General features: G+C 66.9%; 15 protein-coding genes. 2 read left to right on the top strand and 13 right to left on the bottom strand.

Annotated features, from left to right (window positions below; all coding sequences use genetic code 11):
- Positions 1 to 12: 12 nt before the first annotated feature.
- The 13 genes from guaA to ndk form a co-directional block, all read right to left on the bottom strand.
- Positions 13 to 1,578 carry a glutamine-hydrolyzing GMP synthase gene (gene guaA, locus AC5P7I_RS11200; RefSeq protein ID WP_005413109.1) on the bottom strand — a complete coding sequence of 522 codons (1,566 nt, stop codon included), beginning with the start codon at positions 1,576 to 1,578 and terminating at the stop codon, positions 13 to 15.
- Positions 1,575 to 2,051 (bottom strand): hypothetical protein, encoded by a 477-nt coding sequence (locus AC5P7I_RS11195; RefSeq protein WP_321212199.1) that lies wholly within the window; start codon positions 2,049 to 2,051, stop codon positions 1,575 to 1,577. Before AC5P7I_RS11195 ends, guaA begins: the two co-directional genes overlap by 4 nt.
- 107 nt (positions 2,052 to 2,158) lie before the next feature.
- The gene (gene guaB, locus AC5P7I_RS11190) at positions 2,159 to 3,616 is read right to left on the bottom strand and encodes an IMP dehydrogenase (protein WP_005416248.1); all 1,458 of its coding nucleotides are present in this window, start codon (positions 3,614 to 3,616) and stop codon (positions 2,159 to 2,161) included.
- 289 nt (positions 3,617 to 3,905) lie between these two features.
- Entirely contained in the window at positions 3,906 to 4,784 is an 879-nt protein-coding gene (gene folD / locus AC5P7I_RS11185; RefSeq protein ID WP_262087356.1) for a bifunctional methylenetetrahydrofolate dehydrogenase/methenyltetrahydrofolate cyclohydrolase FolD, read from the bottom strand.
- Positions 4,785 to 4,961: 177 nt separating this feature from the next.
- Entirely contained in the window at positions 4,962 to 6,794 is a 1,833-nt protein-coding gene (locus tag AC5P7I_RS11180) for a monovalent cation:proton antiporter-2 (CPA2) family protein (protein WP_180835768.1), read from the bottom strand.
- 297 nt (positions 6,795 to 7,091) lie between these two features.
- Positions 7,092 to 8,228, bottom strand: coding sequence for a molybdopterin-synthase adenylyltransferase MoeB (gene moeB / locus AC5P7I_RS11175; protein WP_197621539.1), 1,137 nt, complete (start codon positions 8,226 to 8,228; stop codon positions 7,092 to 7,094).
- A 174-nt stretch (positions 8,229 to 8,402) separates the two neighbouring features.
- Positions 8,403 to 9,800 (bottom strand): ribosome biogenesis GTPase Der, encoded by a 1,398-nt coding sequence (gene der, locus AC5P7I_RS11170; RefSeq protein WP_014646861.1) that lies wholly within the window; start codon positions 9,798 to 9,800, stop codon positions 8,403 to 8,405.
- A 17-nt stretch (positions 9,801 to 9,817) separates the two neighbouring features.
- On the bottom strand, positions 9,818 to 11,026 hold the full coding sequence (gene bamB, locus AC5P7I_RS11165) for an outer membrane protein assembly factor BamB (protein WP_014036904.1): 1,209 nt from the start codon (positions 11,024 to 11,026) through the stop codon (positions 9,818 to 9,820).
- Entirely contained in the window at positions 11,026 to 11,664 is a 639-nt protein-coding gene (locus AC5P7I_RS11160; protein WP_032960761.1) for a YfgM family protein, read from the bottom strand. Before AC5P7I_RS11160 ends, bamB begins: the two co-directional genes overlap by 1 nt.
- A 64-nt stretch (positions 11,665 to 11,728) precedes the next feature.
- The gene (locus tag AC5P7I_RS11155; protein WP_032960759.1) at positions 11,729 to 12,601 is read right to left on the bottom strand and encodes a RodZ domain-containing protein; all 873 of its coding nucleotides are present in this window, start codon (positions 12,599 to 12,601) and stop codon (positions 11,729 to 11,731) included.
- Between the two features lie 18 nt (positions 12,602 to 12,619).
- Positions 12,620 to 13,405, bottom strand: a complete 786-nt coding sequence (gene pilW / locus AC5P7I_RS11150; protein WP_134808776.1) for a type IV pilus biogenesis/stability protein PilW — start codon at positions 13,403 to 13,405, stop codon at positions 12,620 to 12,622.
- Complete coding sequence (rlmN, locus tag AC5P7I_RS11145) at positions 13,392 to 14,597, bottom strand: dual-specificity RNA methyltransferase RlmN (RefSeq protein WP_005409296.1); 1,206 nt, start codon at positions 14,595 to 14,597, stop codon at positions 13,392 to 13,394. The genes pilW and rlmN overlap by 14 nt, the downstream gene beginning before the upstream one ends.
- A gap of 10 nt (positions 14,598 to 14,607) precedes the next feature.
- On the bottom strand, positions 14,608 to 15,033 hold the full coding sequence (ndk, locus tag AC5P7I_RS11140; RefSeq protein ID WP_005409295.1) for a nucleoside-diphosphate kinase: 426 nt from the start codon (positions 15,031 to 15,033) through the stop codon (positions 14,608 to 14,610).
- A gap of 361 nt (positions 15,034 to 15,394) precedes the next feature.
- On the opposite strand from ndk, the gene AC5P7I_RS11135 reads away from it, so the two are divergent.
- Positions 15,395 to 16,048: a TetR/AcrR family transcriptional regulator gene (locus AC5P7I_RS11135; protein WP_014646856.1), complete on the top strand. Its 654-nt coding sequence runs from the start codon at positions 15,395 to 15,397 to the stop codon at positions 16,046 to 16,048.
- Between the two features lie 39 nt (positions 16,049 to 16,087).
- The gene (locus tag AC5P7I_RS11130) at positions 16,088 to 18,460 is read left to right on the top strand and encodes a 3-hydroxyacyl-CoA dehydrogenase/enoyl-CoA hydratase family protein (protein WP_014646855.1); all 2,373 of its coding nucleotides are present in this window, start codon (positions 16,088 to 16,090) and stop codon (positions 18,458 to 18,460) included.
- The last annotated feature ends 66 nt before the right edge of the window (positions 18,461 to 18,526 follow it).

The following is an 18,526-nucleotide window of genomic DNA, read 5'->3' as shown; positions in this document are numbered from 1 at the left end:
GTCCGCCCAGCCTCATTCCCACTCAATTGTAGCCGGCGGCTTCCCCGAGATGTCATAAACCACCCGCGACACCCCCCGCAACTCATTGATGATCCGGTTGCTCACCGTCCCCAGGAACTCATACGGCAGATGCGCCCAGTGCGCCGTCATGAAGTCAATCGTCTCCACGGCCCGCAGCGCAATCACCCACTCATAAGCCCGCGCGTCACCCACCACGCCCACCGACTTCACCGGCAGGAACACGGCAAACGCCTGACTGGTCTTGTCGTACAGGTCCGCCTTGCGCAGCTCATCAATGAAGATGGCATCGGCCTTGGCCAGCAGCTCGGCGTATTCGCGCTTCACTTCGCCCAGGATACGCACGCCCAGGCCCGGGCCCGGGAACGGATGGCGGTAGACCATGGTGCGCGGCAGGCCCAGCTCAACACCCAGGCGGCGCACTTCGTCCTTGAACAGCTCGCGCAGCGGCTCCACCAGGCCCAGCTTCATGTGCTCCGGCAGGCCGCCCACGTTGTGGTGGCTCTTGATCACATGCGCCTTGCCGGTCTTGCTGCCGGCCGACTCGATCACGTCCGGGTAGATGGTGCCCTGCGCCAGCCACTTGGCGTTCTTCAGCTTGTTCGATTCTTCGTCGAAGATCTCGACGAACAGGTTGCCGATGATCTTGCGCTTGGCTTCCGGGTCGCTCACGCCTTCCAGCGCAGCAAAGTAACGGTCTGCGGCGTTCACGCGAACGACCTTTACGCCCATGTGCTCGGCGAACATCGCCATCACCTGGTCGCCTTCCTGCCAACGCAGCAGGCCGGTATCCACGAACACGCAGGTCAGCTTCTCGCCGATGGCCTTGTGCAGCAGCGCGGCCACTACGGACGAATCGACGCCACCGGACAGGCCCAGGATCACTTCGTCATCGCCCACCTGTTCGCGCACGCGGGCGATCTGGTCGTCGATGATGTTGGCGGCGGTCCACAGGGTCTGGCAGCCGCACACGTCCACCACGAAGCGGCGCAGCAGCGCCTGGCCCTGCAGGGTGTGGGTCACTTCCGGGTGGAACTGCACGCCGTACCAGCGCTTTTCTTCGTTGGCCATGGCGGCCACCGGAATGCGGTCGGTGGTGGCGGTGATGGTGAAGCCCGGCGGTGCAACGGAGACGTGGTCGCCGTGGCTCATCCAGACATTCAGCTTCGGCTCGCCGCCGTGGTCGCTCAGGCCCTTGAACAGCGCATCGGGGTTGATCACGTTCACTTCGGCGTGGCCGAACTCGCGCTGGTCAGCCGCTTCGGTGGCACCGCCCAGCTGGGCGGCCAGGGTCTGCATGCCGTAGCAGATGCCGAAGATCGGCAGGCCGCTGTCGAACACTTCCTGCGGCGCGGCCGGGGCACCCGGCAGCGTGGTCGATTCCGGGCCACCGGACAGGATGATGCCCTTGGCGCCAAACGCGGCGATCTCGGCCGGGTTGTGGTCCCATGCCCAGATTTCGCAGTAGACGCCCAGCTCGCGGATGCGGCGGGCGATCAGCTGCGTGTACTGCGCGCCGAAATCGAGGATGAGGATCTTGTCGTTATGGATGTTGGTCATGGTGCCGTTCCAGTGGTGTTTTTCGCAGCGCCCGGCGCTTCAAGGCTCTGCGTCAGCGTGGCGATGAACGCCTCGCGTTGTTGAATATGTGAGGGATCTTCCTCGTCCCAGCGCAGCATCAGCAGGCCGTGCGGCGCGTTGGGGCTGGCGCGGTCAGCGCGCGGCAGTTCGGCGATCTCCTGCACTTCGGTGCCGGGCACGATGCGCCGTTGCAGCGCCGCCATCGAGACGCCCGAACCCGCAGCGCCCCAGGACGCCCAGCGCACGCTCATCCGTGCGGGCTCCAGCGCGCCCAGTACCGGCGTCAGCACCGGATCATCCGGCCCGTGCAGCAGCTCGGTAATGCACTGCAAGGTGACCTGCAGCGGGCGCTCGCCGGTGCCCTTCAGCAGCCAGCGCTGTTCGCCAGCGGCCTGCACCTGCCAGCCCTTCGGCAGCGAGAACGCGTTCTGGCAGGCCTGCACGTCCTGCAATTGCGAAACCGCCGCGCCCGGAGACCCGGAGCGCGGCGGCGGTTCGGACAACGAACAGCCTGCCATCAGCAGGCTGCCCGTAATCGCAAGAGCAGTTCGCAAGCGCATCAGGCGCGGTAGTTCGGCGGCTCTTTGGTGATGGTCACGTCGTGGACGTGGCTCTCACGCTGGCCGGCGCCGCTGATCTTCACGAACTTGGGCTTGCTGCGCATGTCTTCGATGGTGGCGCAGCCCACGTAGCCCATGGTGGCGCGCAGGCCGCCCATCAGCTGGTGGATGATGCCGCCCACCGGGCCGCGGTACGGCACGCGGCCTTCGATGCCTTCCGGCACCAGCTTGTCGGCGGTGGCGGCGTCCTGGAAGTAGCGGTCCTTCGACCCCTTCTCCATGGCAGCCAGCGAACCCATGCCGCGGTAGCTCTTGTACGAACGGCCCTGGTACAGCTCGGTCTCGCCCGGCGATTCCTCGGTACCGGCCAGCAGGCCGCCGACCATGATGGTCGAGGCACCGGCGGCCAGCGCCTTGCCGATGTCGCCCGAGTAGCGGATGCCACCGTCGGCGATCAGCGGGATGCGGTCCTGTAGCGCTTCGGCCACCAGATCGATCGCGGTGACCTGCGGCACGCCGACGCCGGCGACGACGCGGGTGGTGCAGATCGAGCCCGGGCCGATGCCGACCTTCACTGCGTCCGCGCCGCTGTCCAGCAGCGCCAGTGCGGCTTCGCCGGTGCAGATGTTGCCACCGATGACCTGCACGTTCGGGAAGTTCTTCTTGACCCAGCTGACGCGGTCCAGCACGCCCTGCGAGTGGCCGTGCGCGGTATCGACCACGATCACGTCCACGCCGGCGGCGACCAGCGCTTCCACGCGGCGATCGGTATCGCCACCCACGCCGACGGCAGCGCCGACCAGCAGGCGGGTCGACAGGTCCTTGGCAGCGTTCGGGAAGTCGGTGTTCTTCTGGATGTCCTTGACGGTGATCAGGCCACGCAGTTCGAACGAATCGTTGACCACCAGCACCTTCTCGATGCGGTTGCGGTGCAGCAGCTGCAGCACTTCGTCAGACGCGGCGCCTTCCTTGACCGTGATCAGGCGATCCTTCTTGGTCATGATGTGGCGGACCGGGTCGTCCAGCTCGGTCTCGAAGCGCATGTCGCGGTGGGTCACGATGCCGGCCAGCTGGCCGTCGCTGCCCACCACCGGCACGCCGGAGATGTTGTGCGCCTGGGTCAGGGCCAGCACGTCGCGGATGGTGGTTTCCGGACCGACGGTGATCGGGTCGCGGATGACACCGGCCTCGAACTTCTTGACCTTGGCCACTTCCGCGGCCTGCTGTTCCAGGCTGAGATTCTTGTGGATGATGCCCATGCCGCCGAGCTGGGCCATGGCGATGGCCAGGCGGGCTTCGGTGACGGTGTCCATCGCGGCGGACAGGATCGGAAGCTTCAGCTTCAGGTCTCGGGTCAACCGCGTTTCGAGGTTGACGTCCTTGGGCAGGATGGTCGAGTGGGCGGGGACGAGCGAGACGTCGTCGTAAGTGAGTGCTTCAGCCTGGATGCGCAGCATCGGCATACCCGAGATGTGGGGAAGCGCGACATTTTACCCCTTTTTCGCGCCGCGTGGCAGGGGGTAGATGCGACGCAGTGTCGCGCCGGCGGCGATTGGTTCAGGGCGACGGACCGGGGCCACGCGCCGCCTGGGAACCCCCACGGAACCGCCTTTGGTAGGTGCCAACCTTGGTTGGCACGATCCGTCCGGCACCGGCACCCCAGATGGGCCGATGGCCCCGATGGATGTGTGCCAACCAAGGTTGGCACCTACCAGGAGCAGGCCAACGGTTGCCCCCCCCAAAAGGTCAGCTCAGCGCTTCCGCCGCTTCCAGGGTGTTCTGCATCAACGTGGCCACGGTCATCGGGCCCACGCCACCCGGCACCGGGGTGATCCAGCTCGCCCGCTGGGCAGCCGCCTCAAACCCGACGTCGCCCACCAGGCGGCCGTCGTCCAACCGGTTGATGCCGACGTCGATCACCACCGCGCCCGGCTTCACCCACTCGCCCGGCACGATGCCCGGGCGGCCCACCGCCACCACCAGGATGTCGGCGTTGCGCACGGCCTGTTCCAGCACGTCCTTGGGGGTGAACTTGTGGCAGCTGGTCACGGTGCAGCCGGCGATCAGCAGCTCCAGGCCCATCGGGCGGCCGACATGGTTGCTCACGCCCACGATGGTGGCGTTGCGGCCGCGCACCGGCTGGTCGGTGTGGCCCAGCAGCGTGGTGATGCCGCGCGGGGTGCAGGGGCGCAGGCCGAACTCGCGCAGGGCCAGGTGGCCGACGTTTTCCGGGTGGAAGCCGTCCACGTCCTTGCGCGGGTCGATGCGCTGGATCAGCCGGCGCGCATCGGGGATTCCCGGCAGCGGCAGCTGGATCAGGATGCCGTTGATCTCCGGATCGGCGTTGAGCTGGTCGATCAGGTCGAGCAGCTCGGCCTCGGTGGTACCGGCCGGCAGATCGTAGTCGTGTGCCTCGATGCCGACCTTCTCGGCGGCACGGCGCTTGTTGCGCACGTATACGGTCGAGGCCGGGTCGCCACCGACCAGCACCACGGCCAGGCCCGGGCGGCTGCCACCGGCCGCCACGCGGGCGTCGACGCGCACCTTCAGGCTGTCGAGCAGGTCCTCGGCGATGCGGCGGCCATCAAGGATGCGGGCAGGGTGCTGGGGGGCGGAATCGGTCATCGGGAGCAGGCGTGGGGCGGCGGGGACGCTATTGTCCCTGATTCAGGCCCCCTCGCCCACCGCAGGATGGGGTCCTGACGGGGTCGGATCCCTTTGCCACAGGCAAAGGGCTCTGACCCCAGCACGACGTAGCGGGTCAGAGCCCTTTCCGCTGGAAAGGGATCCGACCCGCAAACGTTATTCTTCCTCTTCCGGCACGTCCTGCGGGTTCAACGTCTTGCTTGCCCGCTTCGGCGCGGTGAACGGCGTCGGCGTCGGCACGCCCTGGGCTGAATTGCCGAACACCATCTTGGCGCCGGCATTCAAGCCACCACCGGCAATCTCCAGCTCGAAACGCTCGGCATCGCGGCGACGGATCTGCTCGGCAATCTCCACCGCGTCGTCTTCATCCGCACCCAGTTCCACCAGCGCGGCCTGGCCGAACAACACCGCCGATTCAAACGTCTCGCGGATCTGGAAATCGACGCCGGCATGGATCAGCCGCAGCGAATGTTCGCGGTCGAACGAGCGCACCATCAGCTTGGCCTGCGGGAACTCGTGCGACACCAGTTCGACGATGCGGTCGGCGGCCTCGGCCTTGTCCACGCACACCGCAATCGCACGCGCGGTGGCCGCGCCCGAGGCATGAAGCACGTCCAGTCGCGTACCGTCGCCGTAGTAGATCTTGAAACCGAAGCGCGCGGCGCTCTGGATCATCTCCACGTCGTTGTCGATGATGGTCACGTCCACGTCGCGCGCCAGCAGCGACTGGCTGGCGACCTGGCCGAAGCGGCCGAAGCCGATCAGCAGCACACTGCCGGACAGACCCTCGGCCTCGTCCACGCCGTCCATGTTCACCGTCGGCTTCGGCGCGATGCGCTTGTAGACCAGCACCACCAGCGGGGTCAGCGCCATCGACAACACCACCACGGCGGTGAAGTTGGCATTGATCTCCAGGTTGATCACACCGGCCGATGCCGCGGCAGAGAACAGCACGAAGGCGAACTCGCCGCCCTGCGCCATCAGCACGCCGCGGTCCAGCGCCTGCGCGTGGTCGCTACCCATGATGCGCGCCACCACGTAGATGCACAGCGCCTTGGCGACCATCAACGCCAGCACCAGGCCGAGGATCAGCTGCCAGTTGCCAGCCACCACGCCCAGGTCCAGCGCCATGCCCACGCTGAGGAAGAACAGGCCCAGTAGGATGCCGCGGAACGGCTCGATATCCGCTTCGATCTGGTGGCGGAAGGTCGACTCGCTCAGCAGCACGCCGGCCAGGAACGCGCCCATCGCCATCGACAGGCCGGACAGCTGCATCAGCAGCGCAGCGCCAAGCACCACCAGCAGCGCGGCGGCGGTCATCACCTCGCGCGCCTTCGATTCGGCCAGCACGCGGAACAGCGGATTGAGCAGGAAACGGCCGACCAGCACCAGGCCGACGATGGCGCCGACGCCGATCGCTACCGACAGCCAGCGCGAGCCCTCGCCGTCGGCACTGCCCGCGCTCGGGCCCATCCAGGCCACCAGCGCCAGCAACGGCACGATCAGCAGGTCTTCGAACAGCAGGATCGAAACGATCTTCTGCCCCGACGGCAGTGCGATGTCGCCACGCTCGGCCAGCAACTGCATCACCACCGCGGTGGAGGTCAGCACAAAGCCGGTGGCGCCGATGAAGGCCACCTGCCACGGCAGGCCGAACAGCTTGGCGATGCTGGTCAGCACCACCGCACAGGTGACGATCTGCAGCGTGCCCAGCCCAAAGATCTCCTTGCGCAGGCTCCACAGGTGGGAGGGCCGCATCTCCAGGCCGATCACGAACAGGAACATCACCACGCCGAGTTCGGCGGTATGCAGGATGGCCTGCGGGTCGGAGAACCAGCCCAGCCCGAACGGCCCGATCGCCAAGCCGGCGGCGAAGTAGCCCAGCACCGAGCCCAGGCCGGCGCGACGGAACAAAGGCACCATCACCACCGCCGCGCCCAACAGGGCGACGACCTTGACCAGCTCGCTGGTCGCTGCTTCTACCGCCATGCGGTGTGTTCCCCAAGATCCAGAATCGCGTTCAACAATAGAGCAATGCCGATGACGGCAATAGCACGCATGTTGCGCCGGATTGTCTTGGAGATGGAACGATACCGGGAGTGACCCCCAGCATCATCCCGAAACCATGCATCCGCGTCGGTGGGTGCCAACCTTGGTTGGCACAACCACAACCTGTAGAGCCGAGCCCACGCTCGGCTGCTCTTCGTGCCGAGGCCAGAAGCAGCCGAGCATGGGCTCGGCTCTACAGTAGATCCACGCCATGCGCGGATGACGCCCCGGCCAGCCTCACCCACCCCGGCAGAACGCGGCGTAATCGATATATCCCGGGAACGGCACGCCCGGCGCGCACACCGGGCACTGCGGGTCCGGCCGGATGCCGGTCTCACGGAAGCACATGCCCAGCGCATCGAAGCGCAGCAGGCGGCCGACCAGCGGCTCACCGATACCCAGCAGCAGCTTCAGCACCTCGGTCGCCTGCAGCACGCCGGCCAGGCCGGGCAGCACGCCCAGCACACCCGCCTCGGAACAGTTCGGCGCGAACTCCGGCGGCGGCGGCTCGGGGAACAGGCAGCGGTAGCACGGCGCCACGCCACGCTGGCGGCCAGCGTCAAACACGCTTACCTGGCCGTCAAAGCGCTCGATGGCGGCATACACCAGCGGCGTGGCGTGCTTGATGCAGGCGTCGTTGAGCAGGTAGCGCAGCGGGAAGTTGTCCGAGCCATCCAGCACCACGTCCACGCCCTCCAGCAGCGCATCCACGTTCTCGGAAGTGACCCGCTCAGGCACCGCCTCGACGTCGATCGACGGGTTCAACGCCAGCAGCCGCTCGCGCGCCGAATCGACCTTGAACTGGCCGACGCTGGCTTCGGTATGCACGATCTGGCGGTGCAGGTTGCTGCGCTCCACGCGGTCGTGGTCGGCGAAGCGCAGGTGCCCTACCCCGGCGGCGGCCAGGTAGAACCCAGCCGGTGCGCCCAGCCCACCCGCGCCCAGCACCAGCACGCGCGACTGCTGCAGCCGGCGCTGGCCGGCCTCGCCCACCTGCGGCAGCAGCAGGTGGCGCGAATAGCGATCAAAGAAGTCACGGTCGGCAGCACTGGCCAGCGGCTGCACCAGCGGCAGCGACTGCTCGCGCCAGGCCACGGTGCCGCCCGTCACGGAAGCCACGTGGGTGTAGCCGGCCTCCAGCAGGAACTGCGCGGCATCGGCCGAGCGCTTGCCACTCTGGCAGATCAGCAGGATTTCCTGGTCGTGCCGCGGCAGATGCGCGGCCGGGTCGGCCTGCAGCTCGCCCTTGGCCACGCCGCGCGCGCCCTCGGCCATGCCGCCGGCCCGTTCGTGCGCCTCGCGCACATCGATCAGCACCGCGCCATGGGCCAGGCGCTCGCGTGCCTGCGCGGGGGAAATCTCTTGGATGCTCATGGCCGCATTATCGCGCACGTGGCGGCAGGCCGCGTTGACCGATACCTGCAAACATGGGTAGTGCCGGCCGCTGGCCGGCATGGCCATGAACGCACCGGACGACGCGAGGTTGCCGGCCAGCGGCCGGCACTACCACAAACAAGAAAGGCGGCCCTGCGGCCGCCTTCTCGTGAATCACTTGCCCTTGACGTGCTTCATCAAGCGCCGCTTGGCCTTGACCTGCCGCTCGGTGAGGACGTTCTTCTTGCCCTCGTACGGGTTGGTACCCTCGCGGAAGATGAAGCTCACCGGCGTGCCTATCAGCTTGAAGCGCTTGCGGAAGAAGTTCTCCAGGTAACGCTTGTACGACTCCTGCAGCTCCTTCAGGCGGGTGCCGTGCACGATGAAGGTCGGCGGGTTGGAACCGGCCGGGTGCACGTAGCGCAGCTTGGAGACGTGGCCGCGGATGGTCGGCGGCGGGTTGGTCTCGTAGGCCACTTCCAGCGCCTTGTTCACTTCGCTGGTGGTGAAGGTCTTGTTCGCCGATTCGTGCGCGCGGTGCACCGCGCGGAACAGCTCACGCAGGCCCGAACCATGCTTGGCCGAGATGCGCACCGACTCGGCCCACGGCACGAAGCCCAGCTTCAGCGACAGCATGGTTTCGGCCTGCTCACGCTGGTACTCGGTCAGGCCATCCCACTTGTTGATGGCGATCACCAGTGCGCGGCCGGCGTCGAGCACGGCACCGAGCACGGTGGCGTCCTGGTCGGTCACGCCTTCGGTGGCGTCGAGCATCAGCACGGCCACCTGGCACTGCTCGATCGACTGCATGGTCTTGACCACCGAGAACTTCTCGACGACCTCGTCCACGCGCGACCGACGGCGCAGGCCGGCGGTATCGATCAGGCGGTACTCGCGGCCATCACGCTCCAGGTCCACCGCGATCGAGTCGCGGGTGGTGCCCGGCACGTCGGAGGCGATCATGCGCTCCTCGCCGAGGATGCGGTTGACCAGGGTCGACTTGCCCACGTTCGGGCGGCCGACGAAGGCGATGCGGATGCGGTTCGGATCGTTGTCCAGCTCTTCGCCGCTGCCTTCTTCCGGCAGGCGCTGGATCACTTCGTCCAGCAGGTCGTCCAAGCCCTGGCGATGCGCGGCCGACACGGTCAGCATCTCGCCGAAGCCGTAACGGGCGAACTCCGAACGCACGGTGTCCTCGTCGGTGCCGTCGATCTTGTTGATCAGCAGCAGCGTCGGGCGCGACAGCTTGCGCAGCCAGGCCAGGATCTCGTCGTCCATCGCCGAGGTACCCTCACGGGCGTCGACCACGAACAGGATCAGGTCGGCTTCCGCCGCAGCGGCGCGGGCCTGGCGGGTGGTAGCCCCTGCCAGACCCTCTTCCTCTTCCGCGATACCGCCGGTGTCGACGACGAGGAAATGATTGTCCTCGTCCAGCCGGCAGACACCGTAGTTGCGGTCGCGGGTGACGCCGGGCTGGTCATGGACCAGCGCGTCACGGGTGCGGGTAAGCGCATTGAAAATAGTCGACTTGCCGACATTCGGCCGTCCAACCAGGGCGACCAAAGGCAGCATCGCGATTACTCCAATTTTTAATTTGCCAACCGGAAGGCGGTCAGCTTGCCATCAACGTTCTGCACCAGCAGCACCCCGTCTGCGACGACCGGCTGGGCCAGCAGGGCGTCGCCGCCACTTTTTGCCCGTGCCGCCATCGCACCATCGGACGCCTGCAACCAGTGCACGTATCCCTTGTAGTCGCCGACCACCACGTAGTCGCCGTGCAGCGCCGGGCCGGTCAGCGAACGACGGGCCAGCGCGGTCTGCGACCACATGGCCGCGCCGCTGGCCTTGTCCAGGCCGAACACGCCGCCCTTGTTGTCGGTGACGAACACGTTGCCCGACGACACCGCCACACCACCGGCACCGCCATGGTCGCGCGCCCACAGCGGGCGACCGGTCGGGCCTTCGATGGCCATGGTCTGGTTCTTGAAGCTGCTCACATAGAGGGTGTTGCCCTCCAGCACCGGCGCGCCGTCGACGTCGGCCATGCGCTCCAGCTCGGTGCGGCCTTCGCCGTTGCCGAGGTTCTGTTCCCACAGCGTGCGGCCGTCCTGCTGGGCCAGGGCCGCAACCGCGCCCTCGTCCTTGCCGATGAACAGCACGCCCGGGCCGGTCACCACCGGCGCGTTGCCACGCACGGTCAGCGCCGGCAGCTCGCTCGGGTTGAACCACTTCTGGGTGCCGTTGCCGGCATCGAAGCCGGTAACGCGGCCGTCGTTGCTGCGCACGTAGACCATGCCCTGGGCAACGGCCGGCGCGGCGATGACTTCACCCGGAACACGGGCGCGCCACTTCTCGCTGCCATCGTTGATATCCAGCGCGATGACCTGGCCATCCAGCGTGCCGATCACGACCAGGTTCTCACCGACACCCGGGCCGCCGGACAGGCGCAGCTTGGCCTTCTTCTTTTCCTTCTTCGGCTCCCAGGTCCAGACCTTCTTGCCGGTCTGCAGGTCGATGGCGTGCACGCCACCGGTGATCGCCGCAGCGAACACGTGGCCGTTGGCCACTGCCGGGCCCTGGCGCACGCCGATGCGGCGCTCGCCCTTGCCGAGGTTGACCGACCAGGCCTTGCTGACCTTCAGGGTCGGCTCGAACTTGACCAGCTCAGCCGGTTCCTGTGCCTTCTTCGCGGCCGCGTCCTTGCCGGCGAACCAGCCCTTCATGGTGCTGCAGCCGGTCAGGGCCATGCCCATCAGGAGCACGGTGGCGACGCGGGTGATCATGACCTTCTGACTCATCAAACCGACTCCGCAGGGGCGGCGACGGTGCCGCCGGCGTCCATAACCTTGGTTTCCAGCAGGCGCCGCTGCGGCGCTGCCACGTCCAGCGTCTTCAGCGCCTTCTCGTACTGTGCACGGGCGTCATCGCGCTTGCCCTGCGCCATCAGCGCATCGCCATGGATTTCCAGGCTGCTGCTGTCGGTGGCGCTGCCCAGCAGCTTGATGGCCTCGTCGCTCTTGCCGGTGGCCACCAGCAGGCGGGCCACACGCTGGTCGACCACGCGCTGCAGGTCACCTTCGACCTTCACATTGCGCAGGGTTGCCAGTGCCTCTTCATTCTTGCCGGCGTCGACCTGGGCCTTGGCCAGCTGCAGCGCCGCGAGGTCGCCGTAGATGCTGGACGGGCCGGCTTCGAGCGCCTTGACCGCCTTGGCGGCGTCGTCAAGCTTGTTCTGCTGCAGGCCCTGCAGGGCCTTCTGGTACTCGACATTGGCCGAGGCCAGCTTGCCGCCCTGATCCTTCTGGTACCACTGCCAGCCGGCAATGGCACCGATGGCGATGACTACGCCACCGAGGATGCTGGCGCCATTCTTCCGCAGCCAGCTGCGGACGCGTTCACTTTGTTCGTGCTCGTCGAGCAGATCGTCGATCGCCATGCGTACTCTCGCCCCGCCCGTCGGGAGGGACCATTGGGATTATCGAAGGTGGTGAAACCGCGCCTCAGTGCGAAACCGGGACAACGGAGCCTTCAGAGGATACCTGAAAGCGTGCCACGTTGGCTCGCTGGTAGGGGGTCAGATCGACGATAGCGCCGTTCTGCTGAACCTGGACCGCCGAGGCGTTGCCCAGGGTCACCCGGGTCACCTGGCCCGGCGTGAAGCTGCGGGTCTCGCCGGACCTGATCAGCGCCTTCTCGACGGTGCTGCCGTCCGGGCCGCCGATGTCGACCCAGCTGTCGCCGCTGAACTGCATTTCCAGCGCGTTGCCGGCAGCCGCCGGAGCCGGCGCCGGGCGCGGCACCGGGGCCAGCGAGGCCACGTACGGGGTGGCCGCGGGCTTGCTGGCCGGGGCAGTGGCCGCTTCGGCCGGCGCGACAGCCTCGGCACCGGCCGTGGACGGGGTGACCGGCACGGCGGCCGGGATCACATCCAGCGAGGCGGTGCTCGGCGACGGGGTCGCGCTGCCGTCGAAGTGGCCACGGGTGGCGAACCACACCGGCACCGCCAGCACGGCGGTGATGCCGACATACAGCACGCGGCGACCGAGGTTCTCGGCGATGCGGCGCGCACGCGGGGTATGGGTATGGCTGACCAGGGTGGGCGGAACCACCGGGCCGACCTGGGCCTGTTCCAGCAGCTGGCCGACATCCACGTCGAGCAGGCGCGCATAGCTGCGCAGCTGGCCACGCACGAACACCGGCGCCCCCAGCTTCTGCCATTGTTCCTCTTCCAGCGACTTGACCACCTGGACCGGCATGCGCAGGCGCGAGCCGACATCTTCGAGGGTCAGTCCGGCCGCTTCGCGGGCCTGGCGCAGGCGGGTGCCGCAGCCGGCCGCAGTCTCGAGAGCGCTCACAGTCTGGTCATCAATCACAATGCATCAACCCTGGAGTTAGGAGCCCGCGTCCTGCGGAAATTCCTGTCGAATCCGCTGCAGATAACGATCAGATGCCGCCCGATCGCCCAGCTTCACTTCGATTTGAGACGCAAGTTGTAACACGGAACGCGTTGCGGGTGCAGCCGCAATCCTACGTTCGGCGAAGGCCCGGGCCTCCATGTAGCGGCCCTGGCGGTAGCTCAGCTGGGCCATCGACTCCAGCGCGACCGGGTTGGCCGGGGCCGCCACGAGCGCCGCACGCAGGTCGCGTTCGGCACGTTCAAGCTGGCCCGCATCCAGTGCGCAGCTGCCGGCATTGGCTTGGGCTTCGCCCGGGGTGGCATAAGCCGGCGCCTGCAACGCGCGGTCGAACCAGACCAGCGATTCGGCCGGCTGGCCCTGCTGGCAGAGCCACGCACCGTAGTTGTTGAGCACGTCGCCGCGCTGCGGCGCCAGTTCGGCGGCCTTGCGGAAGTTCTCGCCGGCCTGGCGGGTGCGGCCACGACGGTCATCGATGCCGGCCTGCAGCACCAGCGCATCGGGCGCCTCGGGCGCCAGCTTCAGTGCTTCGCGCACCTTGCGCTCGGCGGCATCGAGATTGCCGACCTGCATGTCGCGGGTCGCCAGCGTCAACAGGTCGCGCCAGCGCACTTCGCGCCGCACGCTTTCCGGGTCACCCACCGAATAGACCGGCGCCTGGCTCGGGCCGAGCTTGGCCTTGGGATGGGATTTGCAGCCGCCGACCGCAACGGCCAGCACGCCTGCGAGAAGCGCCAGCCAGAGGCGGTCAGGCCGCGGCATCGCTCCCCTTCCCCGCCTGCAGCGTCTTGTTGAACTCCGCCTGGCGGCGGGTGCGGTCCATCACCTGGCCCTTGAGCTGGCCACAGGCGGCGTCGATGTCGTCGCCACGGGTGCGGCGGACCATGGTCAGCACGTTGCTGTCGAGCAGGATCTTCTGGAAGGCGCGGATGTGCGCTTCTTCCGAACGCTCGTAGCGGGTGCCCGGGAACGGATTGAAGGGAATCAGGTTGACCTTGCCCGAATCCTTGGCCTGCACCGCGTTGTCGAACTGGCGCATCAGGCGGGCCAATTCGCGGGCATGCTCGGGCTTGTCGTTGATGCCCTTCATCAGGGTGTATTCGAAGGTGACCGATTCGCGGCGCTTGTTGGCGCGCAGGTAGCGTGCGCACGAGGCCATCAGCTCGGCGATCGGGTACTTCTTGTTGAGCGGCACCAGGGTCTCGCGCAGCGCATCGTTCGGCGCATGCAGCGACACTGCCAGCGACACGTCGCTCTCGGCGGACAAGCGGTCGATCTGCGGCACCAGGCCGGAGGTCGACAGGGTCACGCGCTTGTTGGCCAGGCCGTAGCCCAGATCGTCGCGCATCACGCTCATGGCGCGCACGACGTTGTCGAAATTCATCAGCGGCTCGCCCATGCCCATCATCACCACATTGGTGAGGCGGCGCATCTGGTGCGGCACGTTGCCCAGGTGGCGCGCGGCAACCCACACCTGACCGATGATCTCGGCAGTGGTCAGGTTGCGGTTGAAGCCCTGGGTGGCGGTGGAGCAGAACGTGCAGTTCAGGCCGCAACCGACCTGCGAGGACACGCACAGCGTGCCGCGGGTCTTGTCCGGGATGTACACGGTCTCGATGGCGTTCTTGCCATCCACGCCCATCGCCAGCAGCCACTTGTGGGTGCCGTCGGCGGAGGGCTTGTCGAACACGATGTTCGGAACCAGCACCTCGGCATGGGCCTGCAGCTTGGCGCGCAGGACCTTGCCGAGGTCGGTCATTTCATCGAAATCGGTGACGTAGCGATGGTGGATCCACTTCATCACCTGATGGGCACGGAACTTCTTCTCGCCGAGAACCTCGACGAAGAACTTCTCCAGGCCCGCGCGATCGAGGTCGAGCAGGTTCTGCTTGCCAGCCGTGGGTGCCGACTTCGGCAGCGGCTGGATGGCGGGGGACTGTACGACCTCGTTCACGGCATTACTCTCAGCGCGAAACGACTTCGGTGGCGGCGAAGAAGTAGGCGATTTCAATCGCGGCATTCTCGACCGAGTCCGAGCCGTGGGCGGCGTTGGCATCGATGGATTCGGCGAAGTCGGCGCGGATGGTGCCCGGCGCGGCTTCCTTCGGGTTGGTGGCGCCCAGCAGGTCGCGGTGGGCCAGGACGGCGTTCTCGCCTTCCAGGGCCTGGATCATCACCGGGCCGGAGATCATGAACTCGACCAGCGCGTTGAAGAACGGACGCTCGCGGTGCACGGCGTAGAAGCCTTCGGCTTCACGGCGCGACAGCTGCTTGTACTTGGCGGCCACGACCTTCAGGCCGGCCTTCTCGAAGCGGGCGTAGATTTCGCCGATGACGTTCTTGGCAACGGCGTCCGGCTTGATGATCGAAAGGGTGCGCTCCAGCGCCATGGGATGTCTCCAATGGAATCGGGCCGCTGATGGCCCGAAGGGTAACATGAAAAAAACCCGCGTCGGGACGCGGGCTTAGCCTGATAAACGTAGGCGAATTGTAAAAGATAAAGCGCTGGCATGGTAGTGCCGGTCGCCGGCCGGCAAACCCTCACTGCAGGGGTCGGATCCCCGCAGGGGCTCTGACCCCATTCCGGGCCCAGTGTCGGGGTCGGAGCCCCTGCGGGGATCCGACCCCTACCCCATTCACCCAGCTGAGTGGATTCTGACCGTCCGGGCCATTTTTGCTGCACTGCAAAATGCCATACGCTACCGTCTGGTCCTAGTATCAAACAATCGTTTGATTAAGGTCCGCCCGCCGATGGCCAAACCCGCCCACTTCTCGACCAAGGACCGCATTCTCGGCGCGGCCGAGGAGCTGTTCGCACAGCACGGCTTCGCCGGCACTTCGCTGCGCCAGGTGACCAGCCAGGCCGACGTCAACATCGCAGCGGTCAACTACCACTTCGGCTCCAAGGAAAACCTGGTCAACGAGGTGTTCCGCCGCCGCATGGACGAGATGACCGGCGCCCGCCTGTCGCAGCTCGAACGCGCCCGCAGCGAACATCCCGGGCAGCTGCGCCCGGTGCTGGCCGCGTTCGTCGAGCCGGCATTGGCGCTGGCCCAGGACCGCCAGAACGGCGGTGCCTTCGTGCGCGTGATCGCCCGCGCCTACGCCGAGAAGAACGACAACCTGCGCAAGTTCCTGTCCGACCACTACGGCCACGTGCTGCGTGCGTTCGGCAAGGCCATCGGCGAGTGCGTACCCGACCTGAGCAAGGAAGAGCTGTACTGGCGCCTGGATTTCCTGGCCGGCTCGCTCACCTATGCCATGGCCGACTTCGGGCTGATCAAGCGTCCCGCCGGTGTCACTGAAGCGGCGCATCGTGCCCATGCCGCCCACGAACTGATCCATTTCGCCGAAGCCGGGTTCCGCGCCGCCGCTCGCGCCAGCGCCCTGCCCGCTTCCCTTTGATTCCACCCAGTAACTGCTGACCAACAAAGGCCCTACACCATGTCCAATTCCCTGCTAGTCCGCCGCGCCGCCGTGCTGGGTGCCGGCGTCATGGGTGCCCAGATCGCTGCCCACCTCACCAACGCTGGCGTCGACACCGTGCTGTTCGACCTGCCCGCCAAGGAGGGTCCGGCCGACGGCATCGTGCTGAAGGCAATCGCCAACCTGGGCAAGCTGAGCCCGGCACCGCTGGCCAGCAAGTCGCTGGCCGAAGCCATCACTCCGGCCAACTACGAGTCCGGCCTGGAGCAGCTGAAGGACTGCGACCTGATCATCGAGGCCATCGCCGAGCGCATGGACTGGAAGCAGGACCTGTACAAGAAGATCGCGCCGTTCGTGGCCGACCACGCGGTGCTGGCCTCCAACACCTCGGGCCTGGGCATCAACAAGCTGGCCGACGTGCTGCCCGAGCAGCTGCGCCACCGCTTCTGCGGCGTGCACTTCTTCAACCCGCCGCGCTACATGCACCTGGCCGAGCTGATCCCGGCCACCACCACCGACGCCGCCGTGCTGGAAGGCCTGGAAGAGTTCCTGGTCACCACCCTGGGCAAGGGCGTGGTGTACGCCAAGGACACCCCGAACTTCATCGGCAACCGCATCGGCGTGTTCTCGATCCTGTCCACCATCCACCACACCCAGCAGTTCGGCCTGGGCTTCGATGAAGTGGACGGCCTGACCGGTCCGCTGGTCGGCCGCCCGAAGTCGGCCACCTACCGCACCTCAGACGTGGTCGGCCTAGACACCATGGCCCACGTCATCAAGACCATGGGCGACACCCTGCCGAATGACCCGTGGCATGAATTCTTCAAGTCGCCGAAGTGGCTGGACGCGCTGATTTCCAAGGGCGCGCTGGGCCAGAAGACCGGTGCCGGCATCTTCCGCAAGGTCGGCAAGGACATTGTGGTGCTGGACCTGGAGAAGCAGGACTACCGTCCGGCCGATCGCGCTGCCGCGCCGGAAGTGGTCGAGATCCTGAAGATCAGGAACCCGGCCGAGAAGTTCGCCAAGCTGCGCGAGAGCCAGCACCCGCAGGCGCAGTTCCTGTGGGCGACCTTCCGCGACCTGTTCCACTACAGCGCCTACCACCTGGCCGACATCGCCGAGACCGCGCGCGACGTCGACCTGGCCATCCGCTGGGGCTACGGCTGGTCGCTGGGCCCGTTCGAGACCTGGCAGGCCGCCGGCTGGAAGCAGGTGGCGCAGTGGATCGCCGATGACATCGTCGCCGGCAAGAGCATGAGCAGCGCGCCGCTGCCGGACTGGGTGTTCGATGGCCGCGACGGCGTGCATGCCGCCGAAGGCAGCTACAGCCCGTCGCGCAACGCCAAGCTGCCGCGCTCGTCGCTGCCGGTGTACCAGCGCCAGCGCTTCCCCGATCCGCTGCTGGGCGAGACGTTCGCGCCGGGCGAGACCGTGTTCGAGAACGACGGCCTGCGCATGTGGCACGACGGTGATGGCATCGCCGTGGTCAGCTTCAAGACCAAGATGAACACCGTGTCCGACCAGGTGCTGGACGGCCTGCAGGAATGCGTGAGCCGCGCCGAGAAGGACTTCCAGGGCCTGGTGATCTGGCAGCAGAAGGAACCCTTCTCCGCCGGTGCCGACCTGGCCGGCGCGCTGGGCCTGCTGCAGGCCGGCAAGGTCGACCAGTTCGAAGAAATGGTTGCCAACTTCCAGCGCACCAGCCAGCGCATCAAGTACTCGCTGGTGCCAGTGGTGGCTGCCGTGCGCGGCCTGGCCCTGGGTGGCGGCTGCGAGTTCCAGATGCACAGCGCCAAGACCGTGGCCTTCCTGGAAAGCTACATCGGCCTGGTCGAGGCCGGCGTCGGCCTGCTGCCGGCCGGTGGTGGCCTGAAGGAACTGGCCGTGCGCGCCTCGCAGGCCGCGGGCCCGGGCGGCGACGTGTTCGCCGAACTGAAGAAGACCTTCGAGACCGTGGCGATGGCCAAGGTGTCCAACTCGGCGGTCAACGCCAAGGAACTGGGCCTGCTGCGCAGCACCGACAAGGTGGTGTTCAACAGCTACGAGGCCCTGCACATCGCCAAGGCCGAAGCACGCGCCCTGGCCGAAGCGGGTTACCGCCCGCCGCTGCCGGCGCGCCGCATCCAGGTGGCCGGTGACGTGGGTATCGCCACCTTCAAGATGATGCTGGTCAACATGCTGGAAGGCCGCTTCATCAGCCCGTACGACTACGAGATCGCCGAGCGCATCGCTACCGTGCTGTGCGGTGGCAAGGTCGACCGCGGCACCCTAGTCGACGAAGAGTGGCTGCTGACCCTGGAGCGCAAGCACTTCGTCGAACTGGCCCAGCAGGAAAAGACCCAGGCCCGCATCGCGCACATGCTGAAGACCGGCAAGCCGCTGCGTAACTGATCGCCCATCCCTGCTTCCGGTGGGTGCCGACCGTTGGTCGGCACTCCGGCTAAAAAATTCAAGAGA

Source organism: Stenotrophomonas sp. YJH_SMC_138 (assembly GCF_059369855.1).
The sequence above is the reverse complement of the archived record's forward strand: the minus strand, read 5'-3'. Positions and strand labels throughout refer to the sequence as shown.

Excerpts from the sequence above, each read along its gene's own strand:
- AC5P7I_RS11160 (WP_032960761.1), bottom strand. The coding sequence starts at position 11,664 with ATGGCGATCGACGATCTGCTCGACGAGCACGAACAAAGTGAACGCGTC.
- moeB (WP_197621539.1), bottom strand. The coding sequence starts at position 8,228 with ATGAGCATCCAAGAGATTTCCCCCGCGCAGGCACGCGAGCGCCTGGCC.
- guaB (WP_005416248.1), bottom strand. The coding sequence starts at position 3,616 with ATGCTGCGCATCCAGGCTGAAGCACTCACTTACGACGACGTCTCGCTC.
- ndk (WP_005409295.1), bottom strand. The coding sequence starts at position 15,033 with ATGGCGCTGGAGCGCACCCTTTCGATCATCAAGCCGGACGCCGTTGCC.
- der (WP_014646861.1), bottom strand. The coding sequence starts at position 9,800 with ATGCTGCCTTTGGTCGCCCTGGTTGGACGGCCGAATGTCGGCAAGTCG.
- pilW (WP_134808776.1), bottom strand. The coding sequence starts at position 13,405 with ATGCCGCGGCCTGACCGCCTCTGGCTGGCGCTTCTCGCAGGCGTGCTG.
- folD (WP_262087356.1), bottom strand. The coding sequence starts at position 4,784 with ATGACCGATTCCGCCCCCCAGCACCCTGCCCGCATCCTTGATGGCCGC.
- guaA (WP_005413109.1), bottom strand. The coding sequence starts at position 1,578 with ATGACCAACATCCATAACGACAAGATCCTCATCCTCGATTTCGGCGCG.
- AC5P7I_RS11180 (WP_180835768.1), bottom strand. The coding sequence starts at position 6,794 with ATGGCGGTAGAAGCAGCGACCAGCGAGCTGGTCAAGGTCGTCGCCCTG.
- bamB (WP_014036904.1), bottom strand. The coding sequence starts at position 11,026 with ATGAGTCAGAAGGTCATGATCACCCGCGTCGCCACCGTGCTCCTGATG.
- AC5P7I_RS11135 (WP_014646856.1), top strand. The coding sequence starts at position 15,395 with ATGGCCAAACCCGCCCACTTCTCGACCAAGGACCGCATTCTCGGCGCG.
- AC5P7I_RS11130 (WP_014646855.1), top strand. The coding sequence starts at position 16,088 with ATGTCCAATTCCCTGCTAGTCCGCCGCGCCGCCGTGCTGGGTGCCGGC.